The organism is Saccharopolyspora sp. 7B (assembly GCF_020177435.1).
Taxonomy (GTDB): Bacteria; Actinomycetota; Actinomycetes; order Mycobacteriales; family Pseudonocardiaceae; genus Saccharopolyspora_C; species Saccharopolyspora_C gregorii.
Genome location: NZ_JAIUKC010000110.1, coordinates 1 through 14,067, shown reverse-complemented (window position 1 = coordinate 14,067; position 14,067 = coordinate 1). Strand labels below are relative to the sequence as shown.

Genomic DNA, 14,067 nt, shown 5'->3' with positions numbered 1-14,067 from the left:
CTACTTTTCCTACACTGGTGTTATGCCCGGAACCGTGCTCACCCGCAACCTGCCCGACGCGTACCGGTTCCGGCTGCACGGTCCGTTCCTCTGGCCCGCCGCCCGCACGCTGCTGGCGATGGCCGTCCCGCTGGTCCTGCTGCTGCTCACCGACCGCCTCGACCTGCTGCCCGCCGCCGTGTTCGGGGCGCTGAGCAGCGTCTACGGCCGCGCCGAGCCCTACTACCGGCACGCCAGGACGCTCGGTGCGGTGGCGGTGGGCATGGTGCTCGCCGTCGCCGTCGGCGAGCTGATCGCGGTGTACGCGGGTGGTACCCCGGCGCACGAGGTGGTGGCGCTGGCGGCCACCGCGTTCGTCGGAGCCGCGGCCACCGTGATCTGCGCGGCCGTCAAGGTCGGGCCGCCCGGCGGATTGATCTTCGCATTCGCCGCCGGGGCGTGCGCGCACCTGCCGCTGACGACCGCCGACCTCGGCCCGCACCTCGCCGTCGCCGCGCTGTGCGCCGCGTTCGCCTGGACGGTGAACGTCGCGGGCGCCGCCGTCATCGGCCTCACCCCGCAGCGCCGGGCCGCCGCCACCGCGCTGAACGCCACCGCCACCGCGCTCGCCGCGCGCACCGACCTGACCGCGCGGCACCAGGCCGCGGTGGCCGTCGACGCCGCGTGGAACGGCCTCGCGCTCGTCGGCGAGCGGCACCGGGACACCGCCGAACACCGCGACCTGGTACGCGCGGTGCACGCCTGCGAACTGCTGCTGACCCCCGGCGCGCCCGAGATCACCCCCGCCGAGCTGCGGGCCGCCGCGGTCGCCGCGGCGGCGGGCGAACCGCTGCCCGAACTGCACCCGGCGGGCGGCGGTGTGCTCGCCCCGCCGCCCGCCTCCCGCTGGCCGGTCATCCGCGACGTGCTGCGCGCCGCCCTCCGGCCCCGCCGCGGCGGGTCCTGGCTGCTGCCGCACGGCCTCCGCGTGTTCACCGCCGCGCTGCTCGCCGGGACGATCGCCGACCTGCTCGGCTTCGGGCACGCCTACTGGGCGGCGGTGTCCGCGGTGTCGGTGCTGCAGGCCACCAGCACCGCCACCTCCGTCCCGCGGATGCTGCAACGCGTCACCGGCACCGTGTTCGGCGTGCTCGTCGGCGCCGCGGTGCTCGGCGCGCAGCCGACGCTGTGGGTGCTGCTGGTCGTGCTCGTGCTGCTGCAGTGGGGCGCCGAGATGACGGTGACGATCAACTACGGCCTCGGGCTGCTGTTCGCGACCCCGGTCGCGCTGCTGGTCAGCGCGCTCGGCACCCCCGCCGACCCGGGCGCGCTGGCCGCGAACCGGTTCTGGACGACGCTGCTCGGCGCCGCGGTCGCCGTCGCCGCCGCCTGGTCGCTGCCCAACCGCGCCTGGCTGTCCCGGGTGCACACCGCGCTGGCGCGGGTGCGGGCGCTCAGCACCGCCGAACCCGTGCACCCGCCGGCGCTGCGCGGCGCCCTCGTCGAGCTGCACGAGGCCTACGAGCAGGCGGCGGGCGAGATCCGGCCCGCGCTGCTGCCCACGGAAGCGCTGCTCACCACCTCGCGCGCGGCCTACGCCCGGCTGGACGCCCGCCGCGCCTGATCACCGCCCGAGCCAGGTGCGCAACGCCCACCAGGTGCCCGCGGTGTCCACCACGTGCGACCGGTCCGCCCGCGGCGCGTCGTGCACCCCGGTCCCGGTGAGCTCCGCCAACCGCTCCAACCGGTAGCGCACCGTGTTCACGTGAACGTGCAGGGCGTCCGCCGCCGCCCGCACCCGCCTGCCGTGGTCCAGGTAGCACAGCGCCGTCCCCGCCAGCTCCCGGTGGAACGCGTTGCCCGGGTCGAGCGCGCCCAGCAGCTCCCCGGCCACGGTCGCCGCCAGCTCCGGCTGCGCGGCCAGCGCCGCCTCCACCGCCAGGTCCGCCACCATCCGCACGCCCCGATCACCGGAGGCGGCAGCCACGCCGAGCGCCCGCACGCACGCCGGGTACGCCCGGCCCACCTCCGCCAGCGGCAGCGCCGGGGAGCACACGAACAGCGCCTCCTCCCCCGGCAGCGGCGACAACCGCCGCGCCAGGCCCGCCAGGCGGCCCTCCACCAGGCCGAACACCCCGTCCAAGCTGCGCTCCACGCCCCTGGCCAGCACCGGATCGGTGATCTCGGTGACCACGCAGTGGTAGCGCTCCGCCCGGCTCAACCCGGCGCGCTCCAGCTCCGCACGCCCCGGCAGGTCCCCGGACGCGAACAGCGCCCCCAGCACCCGCGCGTGCAGGTCCCACACCGTGCGGGACAGGTCCAGCTCGGCCGCGCGATAACCACCGACGATGTCCCGCTCGGCGGTGGCGACGTAGTGGTCGACGACCACCACCAGCTCCAGGATCACCGCATCGGCCACGCCCATCCCGCGCGCCAGCTCCACACCGGCCCGGACCAGCTCGGTGCGACCGGCGTACACCCCGCGCAGCAGCGAGGCGATCGGCACCCCCTGCAACGCGCGGTCCGCGCCCAGCGCGCGGGCCACCGACACCCCGGCCGCGTCCTGCGTCCCGCCCCGCGCCAGGTGCGCGGTGCCGCCGACCAGCACGGTCGCGACGTGCCTGCGGTTCTCCTCCTCCGGCAGCCGCGCCACGTCCGGTGAGCCGCGCCGGGCCGCCGCGGCGACCCGCGCCACGACCTCCTCGTCGGCGGCCAGCGCGGTCATCACCCGCAGCGCGATCGCGGTCATCCGCTCGTCCATGAGTCCTTCGAGACGTCGTCGTGCTCGTTGTGCCGGGGTACAACGCGGCCGCCCGGGGTTGGACGGCGACCTCTACCGGCGCCGGGCGGGCATCTGGTTCGCTCTCGACTACTGGAAAGTAACAAAATTCCCGGCCGGTTCGAGAAGATCACCACCCGTTCGCCGACCTCGATGTGGAGGACTCGCCGATGAGTTCGTCAGCAGACCGCGGAATCCCCCGCCGCGACGTCCTGGCCGCGGGGAGCGCGCTGGCCGCGGGCGGTGCACTGGCCGGCATCGCGACGTCCCCCGGCAGCGCGGGCGCGGCACCCGGCGCCGACGCGGACGCCATCGTCGTCGGAGCGGGTCTCGCCGGGCTCGTCGCCACCGCCGAGCTGGTCGCCGCCGGGCGCCGCGTGCTGCTCGTCGACCAGGAACCGGAGGCGAGCCTCGGCGGCCAGGCGTTCTGGTCCCTCGGCGGGCTGCTGTTCATCGACTCCCCCGAGCAGCGGGCGGCGGGCATCAAGGACTCCCTCGAACTCGCCCGCGCCGACTGGTTCTCCACCGCGGGCTTCGACCGCGGCGTCGACGACCCGGCGGGCGAGGACCACTGGGCGGCGCGCTGGGCCGAGGCCTACCTGCAGTTCGCCAACGGGGAGAAGCGGTCCTGGTTGTCCGGGCTCGGGGTCTCCTGGGTACCGGTCGTCGGCTGGGCGGAGCGCGGCGGGCAGCTCGCCGACGGCCCCGGCAACTCGGTGCCGCGGTTCCACCTCACCCTCGGCACCGGCCCCGGGGTGGTGGAACCGTTCGAGAAGCTGGTGCGGGAGGCGGCGGCCGACGGCAAGGTCACCTTCCGGTTCCGGCACCGCGTCGACGAGCTCAGCACCACCGGTGGCGCCGTGGACGGCGTGCGCGGCGGCGTGCTCGAACCCAGCGACGCCCCGCGCGGCACGCCCAGCTCCCGCACCGAGATCGGGAGGTTCGAGCTGCGCGCGCCCATCGTGATCGTCACCTCCGGCGGCATCGGCGCGAACCACGACCTGATCCGCGCCAACTGGCCGTCCCGGCTCGGCACCCCGCCCGAACGCCTGATCACCGGGGTTCCCGCGCACGTGGACGGCCGGATGCTCGGCATCTCGGAGGCCGCGGGAGCCCGGCTGGTCAACCGCGACCGGATGTGGCACTACACCGAAGGCATGATCAACCACAGCCCGATCTGGCCCGGGCACGGCATCCGCGTCCTCGCCGCCCCGTCCTCGCTGTGGTTCGACGCGAACGGCCGCCGCTTCCCGAACCCCGGCGTGCCCAGCTACGACACCCTCGGCACCCTCGAACTGATCCAGCGCAGCGGGCACGACCACTCCTGGTTCGTGCTCAACAAGCGGATCATCGACAAGGAGTTCGTGCTGTCCGGGTCCGAGCAGAACCCGGAGCTCACCCGCAAGGACCTCGCCGCCTACCTGGCGAGCCGCCTGTTCAACGACACCCCGCCGCCGGTCAAGGCGTTCCTGGACGACGGCGAGGACTTCGTCGTCGCCGACGACCTCGACGAGCTGGTCGTCGGCATGAACCGGCTCGCCGGGGCGGATCTGATCGACGCGGCCGAGCTGCGCGCGCAGGTCGAGCTGCGGGACGGGCAGGTCGACAACCCGTTCACCAAGGACCTGCAGATCATGGGCGTCCGGAACTCCCTGGCCTACATCGGCGACAGCCTGGTGCGCACCACCCCGCTGCACAAGATCCTCGACCCGGCGGCGGGACCGCTGATCGCGATCCGGATGAACATCCTCACCCGCAAGACCCTCGGCGGGTTGCAGACCGACCTGTCCGGCCGCGTGCTCGGCACCTCCGGCGAACCGGTCCCCGGGCTGTACGCGGCGGGCGAGGTCTCCGGGTTCGGCGGCGGTGGCGTGCACGGCTACCGGGCGCTGGAGGGCACGTTCCTCGGCGGCTGCCTGTTCTCCGGCAGGCAGGCCGGGCGCGCCGCGGCTGCCGAGAGCGCCTGAGCCGCGGCCTGCGAACCTGGGCGCCACGGCGAAGGATCGTGGCGCGAGCACCGGGAGGGCGGATGACCGACGACGCGATCTACCTGGACCACAACGCCACGACGCCGATCGCGCGCGAGGTCGCCGAGGCGATGTGGCCGCACCTCACCGAGGTGTTCGGCAACCCGTCCAGCACGACCGCGCAGGGCCAGCGGGCGCGCAAGGCCGTCGAGCACGCGCGCGAGCAGCTCGCCGCCCTCCTCGGCGCGCACCCCGACGAGATCGTCTTCACCTCCGGCGGCACCGAGGCGAACAACCTCGCGATCCGGGGCGCGGCCGCCCTGGCCCGCACCGAGCTCGCGGTGACCTCCGCCGTCGAGCACCCGGCCACGACCGCACCGCTGGCCCACCTGCGCCGCCACCGCGGCTGGCGGGTGGACCAGCTGCCGGTGGACGCGCAGGCGCGCATCGCGCTGGACCGGATGCCACCCGGCGAGGTCGGACTGGGCACGCTGGTCCTGGCGCACAACGAGACCGGCACCGTCCAGCCGGTGCGCGGCTTCGCCGAGGAGATCCGCTCCCGAGGTGGGCTGGCGCACGCCGACGCGGCCCAAGCCGTCGGCAAGATCCCGGTGTCCGTCGACGAGCTCGGCGTGGACCTGCTCAGCGTCGCCGGGCACAAGTTCTGCGCCCCGAAGGGCGTCGGCGCGCTCTACCTGCGCCGCGGCACCTCGATCGCCCCGGTGCTGCTGGGCGCCGGGCAGGAAGGCGGGATCCGGCCGGGCACCGAGAACGTGCCGGGGATCGTCGCGCTGGGCTCCGCCGCCGAACTCGCCGGAACGCTGCTGGACGCGGAACGGGTGCGGCAGACCCGGCTGCGAGAGCGGTTGTGGGACCGGCTCGCCGCGCGACTGCCCGGGTTGCTCCGGATCAGCCCTGCCGAGGAGGCGTTGCCGAACACGCTGCTGGTCGTCGTCCCGGGCCGGGTCGGCGCGGAGGTGCTCGCCGGTGCGCCGGGTGTCGCGGCCGCCACGGGCAGCGCTTGCCACGCGGGCACCCGCACGCCGTCGGCCGCGCTGCTCGCGACCGGGCTGGACGCGGACCTCGCCCTGGGCGCCCTGCGCCTGTCAGTGGGCCGCGGGACCACGCTCGCCGAGGTCGACCGCGCGGCCGACGAACTCGCGAACTCCGCTCGCGGCCCGGCCTGACCGTCCATCCGAAGTGGACGACGATCACCGCCCGGCGAACGAGAAGAATGCCGAAGACGCAACAACGTCCCCGGACTCCGCCCGGAGGCCGAGCGGACGGCGAACCCACCCGCGAGACCTGCGGAGCCCGTCCCCGCCCGAAAAAGGAGCCTGGAAGACGCACCGGCGTCGACCGGACTCCGTCAATGTGAGCAGGCGGGGGAACTCGCCCCACCGCGGCGAACCGCCCCATCCCACCACCGCACCGTGGGGGCCTACGGGGACTCGGCCCCCGTACGAACGAAAAAAGCCCGGAAGACGCGAATGCGTCGACCGGGCTCTTCCGTGGAGGTTGCGGGAGCTTACTCGAACACAAAACCGCTGGTCAGTGAGCAGACCAGGAACGCTCCACAACGTCAGGAACCAACGAAAAGCGACCACCGCACCGTGGGGGTCCGCGGGGGGGCGGCCCCCGCGATAAACACGCGGAACGCAAAAAGCTCGCGCTCTCCGCGAGCGCGAGCCTCCTATTGCGTGGAGCTGAGGGGAATCGAACCCCTGACCTTCTCGATGCGAACGAGACGCGCTACCAACTGCGCTACAGCCCCTTGCCTGAGTGCTGTTGTAGCTTAGCAGGGCCCCAACAGCACTCCGCACACCCCCCTCCCGAAGGGGGCGCGGAACCTATTCGCCCACCGCACGGCGGTACGGCTGCCAGGTCCGCTCGTCGAGCTCGTCGAACATCGGGTCCTCGTCGTCAATCTCCACGACGACCGCTCCGGTGTTGCGCGGAGCCGGACCGCGGGGTGCCTCGAACTCGTCCCGCTCGTCGTACTCGTCGAGCGCGGGCTCGCCGTACTCCAGCTCGTCGTCCTCGTCCTCTTCCTCCCGCAGCGCGGACATCCGCGCGAGCCTGCGCTCCCGGATGTCCTGCTCGATGCGGACCTGGCGGCGCAGGTAGGTGAGGTAGCCGACGATGGCGAGGTCCACGACCGCGTGCAGCCACCAGGCTGCGGTCCACGCGAGCGCCGCGACCAGCGCGGTGGCGATCGCGGTGAGCACCATCGCGATCGTGATCCGTTGCCTGCGGGCGTACTTGGTGCGGGCCGCGAGCGCCGCGGCCTCCGGGTCGTAGCCACCTCGGCCGGGCCGGTAGCGGCGTCCGGCGCGGACGTCGTCGCTGTGCACGCGGCGCCGCTGGTCCTCGTCCTGCTCGTCGACCTCGTCGTACTCGTCGATCTCGTCGCGGTCGTCGTCCTCGTGCCGGTCGGTGTCGGCCATGCCGTACGCCTCCTGCGCCCTATCCGTTCCGCCGGTCACGGACCGATCGCTTCCCCTGCGAACCACGCGCGCCGCCAGTGCCGAGTCCGTCGTCTTGGACACTTCCTGCCGGCGACGGGCGAACATCGGGACCAGAACCACCAACCACGCCGCCGCAAGCGCCGCGAAGATCAAAGAACTGGGCACGCCTCGCCACCTCCCCCTGGCTGCCTGCCGCACACTGCTGCGACCGCCACGCTAGCCACTTCTGTCACATCTGTCTCTGAGCCACGCCGTTCCGATTTCGTTTCGTCCTGAAGGCAGAAAAACGCACGGGCGGCATCAGGGAAGGGACGCGATGCCCCGGCGTGTCGGCCTCCACGCGCCTGGGAACAGCGGAAATACACTCGGACGAGGGACGAGGCGTCGAGGCGCGGTGACGGAGGTCTCGGCCCCGGTGAGCACCGCTCCCGGCCGCTGGGTGCGGCGAAGATCTCCCGATCGGGTCAGGCGTACCGGGCTCGTCCGCTGCGGACCAGCGCGGCCGCGGCCCCCTCCGGCCGGTCCTCGACGGTGAGCCCGTAGACGTAGTGGTCCCGCCACGCGCCCTCGACGTCGAGGTAGCGCTCGAACAGCCCCTCGCGTCGGAACCCGGCCTTCTCCAGCACCCGCACGCTCGGCGAGTTCTCCGGCCGGACCGTCGCCTCCAGCCGGTGCAGCCCCGCCGGACCGAAGCAGTGGTCCACCGCCAGCGCCACCGCCGCGGTCGCGATCCCGCCCCCGGACACGTCCTCCGCGACCCAGTAGCCGATCCACGCCGAGCGCAGCGCGCCGCGCACCACGTTGCCGACCGTCAGCTGCCCGGCGAACCGGCCGTCCACCGAGATCGCGAACGGCAGCGCCTGCCCGCGCCGCGCCAGGCCGCGCAACGCGCTCCACTGCGCGGGCCAGGCCAGCACCGCGTTGCGGTCCCGCCAGTCGCCGACCGTCGTCGGCTCCCAGCGCTGCAGGTACACCCGGTCCCGCAACCGCAGCCCGCTCCACGCCGTGGCGTCCCGCAGCCGCGGCGGACGCAGCTCGACCGCGCCCGCGGGCACCAGCAGCGGCCCCGGTCGCGCCGGCCAGCCGGGGTGGCGGGACGGGAAGAGCGGCTCGGCCTCCTCGGACATCGAGCGGGTCACGCCCGCTGGGACAGGAACCGGACCTGGACGTCCTCGCCGGTGCCGACCTCGGTGACGTCCTCGTCGACCAGGATCAGGCAGTTCGCCTCGGCCAACGACGCCAGCAGGTGCGAGCCGGAGGTCCCCAGCGGCTGGACCAGGTAGGAGTCGGTCTCCGGGTCGCGCAGCAGCTGCCCCCGCAGGAAGCCGCGGCGGCCCGCGGTCGAGGTCACCGGCGAGAGCAGGTTCGCCGTCACGGTCCGGCGGTGCGGGTTGCCGCGGCCCAGCGCGGAGCGGATCAGCGGCCGCACGAGCACCTCGAAGACCACCAGCGCGCTCACCGCGTTGCCGGGCAGCAGGAAGGTCGGCACCTCGTCCGGCCCGAGCCGACCGAAGGCCTGCATGGAACCCGGCTGCATCGCGACCCGCGTCGCGTCGAGCTCGCCCAGGTCGCCCAGCGCCGAGCGCACCTCGCCGCCGAGCGCCCCGCCGACCCCGCCGGAGATCACCACGATTTCGGAGAGCAGCAACCGGCCCTCCACGACCTCGCGCAACCGCTTGGGCTCGGTGCTCACGATGCCCACCCGGGTGACCTCCGCACCGGCGTCGCGGGCGGCGGCGGCCAGCGCGTAGGAGTTCACGTCGTAGACCTGCCCCTGCCCCGGGCTGCGGTCCACGTCGACCAGCTCGTCGCCCAGCGACAGCACCGAGACCCGCGGCCGCGGGTGCACCAGCACCTTGTCCCTGCCGACCGCCGCGAGCAGCCCCACCTGCGCGGACCCGATCGCCGAGCCGCGGCGCACCGCGAGGTCGCCGGTCTGCACGTCCTCGCCCGCGCGCCGCACGAACGCCGCCGAGGGCACGCCCTGGCGGACGGTGACCTTCGCCGGGTGCTCGTCGGTGCGGTCCAGCGGCACCACGGCGTCGGCCAGCGTGGGCAGCGGAGCGCCCGCCGTGACCCGCACCGCCTGACCGGGTTGCAGCCGGCGGGGCTGCCGGGAACCGGAGGTGATCTCGCCGACCACCGGCAGCACCGGCGTCCCGTCCCCGGCGTCCTGCACGTCGACGCTGCGCACGGCGTAACCGTCCACCGCGGCCTGGTCGAATCCGGGAAGTGCCTGACCGGCCACGATCTCCTCGGCGCACAGCAGTCCCTGCGCTTCGGAGATCGCCACCCGCACCGGCGCGGGCCGCACCGCGGCGGTGAGGACACGCGCGAGCTGTTCGTCCACTGACCTCATGGCACTCGACCTCTTCCAGGTGGAGCCGAGGCCGCTCGCCGTCAGCTCCTGTTCAGCCGTTCACCGAGCCAGTCCCGCAGACCAGGCCCGTACTCGGGGTCGTCCAGGGCGAAGTCCACCGCAGCTTTGAGGAAACCGCCAGGATTTCCCAAGTCGTGTCGCTTGCCGCGGTGCACCACCACGTGCACCGGGTGACCCTCCGAGATCAGCAACGCTACGGCATCGGTGAGTTGCAGCTCACCTCCGGCACCGGGTTCGATCCGCTTGAGCGCGTCGAAGACCGCCCGGTCGAGGAGGTACCGACCGGCGGCGGCGAGGCTGGAGGGGGCGTCCGCCGGCGCGGGCTTCTCCACCATGCCGCGGACCTGCTTGACGTCGTCCTCATCGGTGTCGGCGACGTCGAAGACGCCGTACGAGGAGACCTCGTCGTCGGGCACGTCGAAGGCGCAGAGCACGCTGCCGCCGTGGCGGGCGCGGGTCTCGGCCATCTTGGCGAGGACGCCGCGGGGCAGCACGAGGTCGTCGGGCAGCAGCACGGCGACGGCGTCGTCGGCGTCGGTGAGGTTCTGCTCGGCGCAGCTCACCGCGTGCCCGAGGCCGAGGGCCTCCTCCTGCAGCGCGGTCTCGGCGGCGATCAGCTCGGGGGCCCGGCGCACCTTGGCGAGCTGGGCGTCCTTGCCGCGCTCGCGGAGCGTGCCCTCCAGTTCGGGCGCCGGCTGGAAGTAGTCGGTGACGGCCTTCTTGTCCGGGGAGGTCACGATCACGAGGCGTTCGGCGCCCGCTTCGGCGGCCTCGGTCGCCACCAGTTCGATCCCCGGGGTGTCCACGACGGGCAGCAGTTCCTTGGGCACGGCCTTGGTGGTCGGCAGGAACCGGGTCCCCAGGCCCGCGGCGGGCACGATGGCGGTGCGGAACGCAGCGTTCGCGGGGTTGCTGGCAGCGCTGTTCATGACTTGGGAGCCTATCGGTCGCACCTATGGTGGAGCTGTGACCTCGCTGGGAGAACTACGGCAATCCAAGTCGGAATGGCGCCGCGTCCTGGAAGAACGCAGGAGGACCATCGACGAGACCACTCGATCAGCGGAGGCCGGGTCACTTCGTTCGGCGGCGCTGGGCTGGGCCGAGCGGTGCAGCCCGCGGGTGGTCGCGGCGTACGTCCCGGTGCGCGGCGAACCCGGGTCCACGGCGTTGCTGGACGCGCTGCGGGCGGCGGGCTGCCGGGTGCTGCTGCCGGTGGTGGTCGGCGCGATGCCGCTGGACTGGGCGGACTACACCGGGGCGGATTCCCTGGACCAGGCCCGCTACGGGCTGCTGGAGCCGAACGGTCCGCGGCTGGGCGCGGCGGAGCTCGGGGCGGCCGACGCGGTGCTGGTGCCCGCGCTGGCGGTGGACGAGCGCGGGGTCCGGCTGGGCCGGGGAGCCGGGCACTACGACCGGTCGCTGCCGCTGGCGGATCCGGCCGCGCGGCTGATCGCGGTGGTGCGGGACGCCGAGTTCGTGGCGGAGCTGCCCGGCGAGGAGCACGACGTCCGGATGCACGCGGTGATCACGCCTGGTCGCGGGCTCGTCGCAGTCGGTGGCGGTGGCGGCGGGCACGCGGTGTGACCTAAGCGTGTTTGCGCTGGGCACCTCAGATGGCGCATCATCGTGTTGGCACTCTGTCCATTCGAGTGCCAATACCATGAAAAGCCCGGAGGTTGACGGCCGTGCCCACCTACCAGTACGCCTGCACCGAGTGCGACCACCGATTCGAGGCGGTGCAGTCCTTCAGCGAAGACTCGCTGACCGAGTGCCCGCAGTGCACCGGTCGGCTCCGGAAGCTGTTCAACGCGGTGGGCATCGTGTTCAAGGGCAGCGGGTTCTACCGCACGGACAACCGGTCGAACTCCGGCTCGTCCTCGACGTCCACCTCGTCCTCGTCGTCCGGGGACTCCGGGTCCGGTTCGTCGAGCTCGTCCTCGGACTCGTCGTCGAGTTCCTCGTCGTCCTCCGCTTCCTCGTCGTCCTCCTCGTCGAGTTCCTCCTCGACCACCGCCGCGGCTTCCTGATCCGTTCCACGCCGGTTCCCGAGATCGCCGATCGCTGTCGCAGTCGGCGATTTTTTCTGCGTTGACCACGGCTTCACCCCCTTCCGCGGCGGAGTTGTCCACAGGCCGGCGATCCATCCACAGATTCCGAACTCGACCCTGTCCGCGCTGCCCGCGCTCTCCTAACGTCGATCTCAGGCGATGGCGGGCGAGGAGGGGACCATGAGCGGTGGGCGCGGAGGCTCCGGAACCACGGGGCCGCGGGAGAACGGCGGAACGGGCAGGGGCGAATCCGGTGCTCATGGCCGGCGCGGCGGGAACACGCGCCGCTTCCGGGCGCGCGGACGGCGGCGCACCGGCCGGGACCTCGGGCCGACCGCGCGGGAGCGGTTGGCCGCGCTGCTGCCGCGAGCTCCGGTGGCGCGCGGCTCCGGCCTGCTGCTCGCCCGCCGGATCGCGGCCGTCGCGCTGTTCGTGCTGGCCGGTGCGCTCGCACTGCTGCCCGCCACCGGCAGCCAGGTGCGGGTGGTGGTGGCGGCGCACGACCTCGCTCCCGGCAGGCCGCTCGACGCCGCGGACCTCCGGCACCGCGACCTGCCCGCCGACCTGGTGCCGCCCGGGGCGCTGCGCGATCCGGCCGCCGCGGTGGGCCGGGCGCCCGGCGGCGCGGTGCGGGACGGCGAACCGCTCACCGACGTCCGGCTGGCCACCGCACCGGAACGACCACCGGAGGTCGCGGCCGCACCCGGACAGGTCGCGGTGCCGGTGCGGCTCGCGGATCCCGGGGTCGGCGACCTGCTGCACCCCGGGGCCCGAGTGGACCTGGTCACACCCCAGGAACGATCCGGTCCCGGAACGGTGCTCGCCGAGCGGGTACCGGTGCTGGCGGTGCACCCCACCGGAAGCGGCGCGGACCAGGGACGACTCCTGGTCGTGGGCGTTCCGGAGCAGCGCGCTGCGGCGGTGGCCGGAGCGTCGTTGATCCATTCGGTGACCGTTACGCTCCGCTGAGCAGCCGCCGGGACGCGCTCCCGCGGCTCCCCCTCCCGTCCGGGACCGACCCGGGCACGTCGAGTTCAACGAAGGAGAGTGCCGTGCTCAAGGGCTTCAAGGACTTCTTGATGCGAGGCAACGTCATCGACCTCGCGGTCGCGGTCGTCGTCGGCAGCGCGTTCACCGCGCTGGTCACCGCGGTCACGACCAGCGTCATCAAGCCCGTGATCGCCGCGGCAGGCGGGGCGAACGTCCGCGGGCTGTCGTTCCAGATCATCGACGGCAACGAGGCCTCGGTCATCGACTTCGCCGTGGTGATCAACTCGATCATCACGTTCCTGATCACGGCCGCGGTGGTCTACTTCCTGTTCGTGATGCCGATGCAGAAGATCCAGGAGCGGCGGAAGAAGGGCAAGGAAGAGGGCCCGGCCGACCCGACCGACGTGGAGCTGCTGCAGGAGATCCGCGACCTGCTGCGCCGCGACCAGGGCCTGCCCGCGGTCAAGGGCCTCGCTTCCGACGACGAGACGACCGTGGGCGCGAACGCCTCGGTGTCGGCGCAGAGCGGCAACGGCGGCGCCAGCAAGAACTGACCCGCGAGCGGTTCCGGGCTCCCGTCAGCCGCCGTGGTGCGGCGGGCGGTTCTCCCGGTACCAGCGCTCGGTCTCCCGCTGATCACCTTCCCGGCGGTCCGGCCCCTCGGAACGCTCGTCCGAGGTGGTCTGCGGGAGCACCTCGCCGAAGATCTCGGCGAGGCGGCGCCTGCGCTGCCGTTCGGTCTCCGTCATGCCTCCATCGTCCCCCCATCCCGGGGATGCGCGGACTCCGGATGCCGTGGGCCGCTTCCTCCACCAAGATCGTGGTGCGACCATGGCCGAGCACCCGGGGACTTCCCGGTGACGGCCGGGACGAGCCGGTGCCCACCGGTTTCGCGGCCGTGACCGGCACGGCCACCCGCTCCCGGCCACCCGCAGCGGCACGGCCACCTGGAGGCAACGGATGAGTTTCCTGGACAAGGCGAAGGACCTGGCCAACCAGGTCAAGGACAAGGCGGGCGAGCTCGCCGAGAAGGCGGGCCCCAACGCCACCAAGGGTCTGGACGCCGCCAAGACGAAGCTGGACAAGGCCACCGGCGGCAAGTACCACGACCAGATCGAGAACGTGAGCAGCAAGGTCGAGGGCGTGCTCAACAAGCAGCAGTCCTCCGGCGGTTCCGCCCAGCAGGGCGGCACCGGCTCGACCGGCACCGGCTCGGACCAGCAGCCCGGTGAGACACCGCGCAAGCCGGACGGCGACGGCCCGGCGCAGCCCGGCGGGACCCCCTCGGCCTGATCCGGCACCGGCGGGCCCCTGAGGTCCGCCTGGCCGACCGCGCGGCGGAAGCACGAGCAGAGCGGTGGGGGGGGGGGGGGGGGGGGGGGGGGGGGGGGGGGGGGGGGGGCGGGCGCGGGCGGGGGGGGGCGGGGGGGGGGGGGGCGGCGGCCCCAGGACGCGG

At 73.6% G+C, this 14,067-nt stretch carries 14 protein-coding genes and 1 tRNA gene; 8 read left to right on the top strand and 7 right to left on the bottom strand.

Annotation, left to right across the window (positions count from 1 at the left end; all coding sequences use genetic code 11):
• Positions 1-22 precede the first annotated feature (22 nt).
• Positions 23-1,603, top strand: a complete 1,581-nt coding sequence (locus tag LCD33_RS17770; protein ID WP_224978060.1) for an FUSC family protein — start codon at positions 23-25, stop codon at positions 1,601-1,603.
• Here LCD33_RS17770 and LCD33_RS17765 read toward each other — a convergent pair whose 3' ends face one another.
• Positions 1,604-2,740 carry a CdaR family transcriptional regulator gene (locus LCD33_RS17765; RefSeq protein ID WP_224978059.1) on the bottom strand — a complete coding sequence of 379 codons (1,137 nt, stop codon included), beginning with the start codon at positions 2,738-2,740 and terminating at the stop codon, positions 1,604-1,606. It abuts the gene before it with no gap.
• A gap of 188 nt (positions 2,741-2,928) precedes the next feature.
• On the opposite strand from LCD33_RS17765, the gene LCD33_RS17760 reads away from it, so the two are divergent.
• Both LCD33_RS17760 and LCD33_RS17755 read left to right on the top strand, forming a co-directional pair.
• Positions 2,929-4,725 carry an FAD-binding dehydrogenase gene (locus tag LCD33_RS17760; RefSeq protein WP_224960210.1) on the top strand — a complete coding sequence of 599 codons (1,797 nt, stop codon included), beginning with the start codon at positions 2,929-2,931 and terminating at the stop codon, positions 4,723-4,725.
• 62 nt (positions 4,726-4,787) lie between these two features.
• The gene (locus LCD33_RS17755; protein ID WP_224967878.1) at positions 4,788-5,912 is read left to right on the top strand and encodes a cysteine desulfurase family protein; all 1,125 of its coding nucleotides are present in this window, start codon (positions 4,788-4,790) and stop codon (positions 5,910-5,912) included.
• A gap of 514 nt (positions 5,913-6,426) precedes the next feature.
• Here LCD33_RS17755 and LCD33_RS17750 read toward each other — a convergent pair.
• The 5 genes from LCD33_RS17750 to LCD33_RS17730 form a co-directional block, all read right to left on the bottom strand.
• Positions 6,427-6,499, bottom strand: a tRNA-Ala gene (locus tag LCD33_RS17750).
• 76 nt (positions 6,500-6,575) lie between these two features.
• Positions 6,576-7,298: a gephyrin-like molybdotransferase receptor GlpR gene (gene glpR, locus LCD33_RS17745; protein ID WP_255614452.1), complete on the bottom strand. Its 723-nt coding sequence runs from the start codon at positions 7,296-7,298 to the stop codon at positions 6,576-6,578.
• 359 nt (positions 7,299-7,657) lie between these two features.
• Positions 7,658-8,320 (bottom strand): GNAT family N-acetyltransferase, encoded by a 663-nt coding sequence (locus LCD33_RS17740; protein ID WP_224960231.1) that lies wholly within the window; start codon positions 8,318-8,320, stop codon positions 7,658-7,660.
• Between the two features lie 8 nt (positions 8,321-8,328).
• A complete protein-coding gene (gene glp, locus LCD33_RS17735) occupies positions 8,329-9,552 on the bottom strand; it encodes a gephyrin-like molybdotransferase Glp (RefSeq protein ID WP_224960215.1) in 1,224 nt (407 codons plus the stop codon).
• Positions 9,553-9,593: 41 nt separating this feature from the next.
• The gene (locus LCD33_RS17730; protein ID WP_224960217.1) at positions 9,594-10,502 is read right to left on the bottom strand and encodes a UTP--glucose-1-phosphate uridylyltransferase; all 909 of its coding nucleotides are present in this window, start codon (positions 10,500-10,502) and stop codon (positions 9,594-9,596) included.
• Between the two features lie 37 nt (positions 10,503-10,539).
• Here LCD33_RS17730 and LCD33_RS17725 point away from each other — a divergent pair, with 37 nt between their 5' ends.
• The 4 genes from LCD33_RS17725 (at position 10,540) to mscL (ending at position 13,165) form a co-directional block, all read left to right on the top strand.
• Entirely contained in the window at positions 10,540-11,157 is a 618-nt protein-coding gene (locus LCD33_RS17725) for a 5-formyltetrahydrofolate cyclo-ligase (RefSeq protein WP_224960220.1), read from the top strand.
• Positions 11,158-11,258: 101 nt separating this feature from the next.
• A complete protein-coding gene (locus LCD33_RS17720; RefSeq protein WP_224960222.1) occupies positions 11,259-11,600 on the top strand; it encodes an FmdB family zinc ribbon protein in 342 nt (113 codons plus the stop codon).
• A gap of 201 nt (positions 11,601-11,801) precedes the next feature.
• The gene (locus LCD33_RS17715; protein ID WP_224967880.1) at positions 11,802-12,590 is read left to right on the top strand and encodes a Flp pilus assembly protein CpaB; all 789 of its coding nucleotides are present in this window, start codon (positions 11,802-11,804) and stop codon (positions 12,588-12,590) included.
• Positions 12,591-12,673: 83 nt separating this feature from the next.
• A complete protein-coding gene (gene mscL / locus LCD33_RS17710; RefSeq protein ID WP_224960226.1) occupies positions 12,674-13,165 on the top strand; it encodes a large conductance mechanosensitive channel protein MscL in 492 nt (163 codons plus the stop codon).
• A 24-nt stretch (positions 13,166-13,189) separates the two neighbouring features.
• Here mscL and LCD33_RS17705 read toward each other — a convergent pair whose 3' ends face one another.
• The gene (locus LCD33_RS17705; RefSeq protein WP_224960228.1) at positions 13,190-13,360 is read right to left on the bottom strand and encodes a hypothetical protein; all 171 of its coding nucleotides are present in this window, start codon (positions 13,358-13,360) and stop codon (positions 13,190-13,192) included.
• A 211-nt stretch (positions 13,361-13,571) separates the two neighbouring features.
• On the opposite strand from LCD33_RS17705, the gene LCD33_RS17700 reads away from it, so the two are divergent.
• Positions 13,572-13,904: an antitoxin gene (locus LCD33_RS17700; RefSeq protein ID WP_224960230.1), complete on the top strand. Its 333-nt coding sequence runs from the start codon at positions 13,572-13,574 to the stop codon at positions 13,902-13,904.
• The last annotated feature ends 163 nt before the right edge of the window (positions 13,905-14,067 follow it).

Coding starts and splice junctions, on each gene's coding strand:
- LCD33_RS17760 (WP_224960210.1), top strand. CDS start 2,929: ATGAGTTCGTCAGCAGACCGCGGAATCCCCCGCCGCGACGTCCTGGCC.
- LCD33_RS17770 (WP_224978060.1), top strand. CDS start 23: ATGCCCGGAACCGTGCTCACCCGCAACCTGCCCGACGCGTACCGGTTC.
- LCD33_RS17765 (WP_224978059.1), bottom strand. CDS start 2,740: ATGGACGAGCGGATGACCGCGATCGCGCTGCGGGTGATGACCGCGCTG.
- LCD33_RS17705 (WP_224960228.1), bottom strand. CDS start 13,360: ATGACGGAGACCGAACGGCAGCGCAGGCGCCGCCTCGCCGAGATCTTC.
- glpR (WP_255614452.1), bottom strand. CDS start 7,298: ATGTTCGCCCGTCGCCGGCAGGAAGTGTCCAAGACGACGGACTCGGCA.
- LCD33_RS17755 (WP_224967878.1), top strand. CDS start 4,788: ATGACCGACGACGCGATCTACCTGGACCACAACGCCACGACGCCGATC.
- LCD33_RS17740 (WP_224960231.1), bottom strand. CDS start 8,320: ATGTCCGAGGAGGCCGAGCCGCTCTTCCCGTCCCGCCACCCCGGCTGG.
- LCD33_RS17730 (WP_224960217.1), bottom strand. CDS start 10,502: ATGAACAGCGCTGCCAGCAACCCCGCGAACGCTGCGTTCCGCACCGCC.
- glp (WP_224960215.1), bottom strand. CDS start 9,552: ATGAGGTCAGTGGACGAACAGCTCGCGCGTGTCCTCACCGCCGCGGTG.
- LCD33_RS17715 (WP_224967880.1), top strand. CDS start 11,802: ATGAGCGGTGGGCGCGGAGGCTCCGGAACCACGGGGCCGCGGGAGAAC.
- LCD33_RS17700 (WP_224960230.1), top strand. CDS start 13,572: ATGAGTTTCCTGGACAAGGCGAAGGACCTGGCCAACCAGGTCAAGGAC.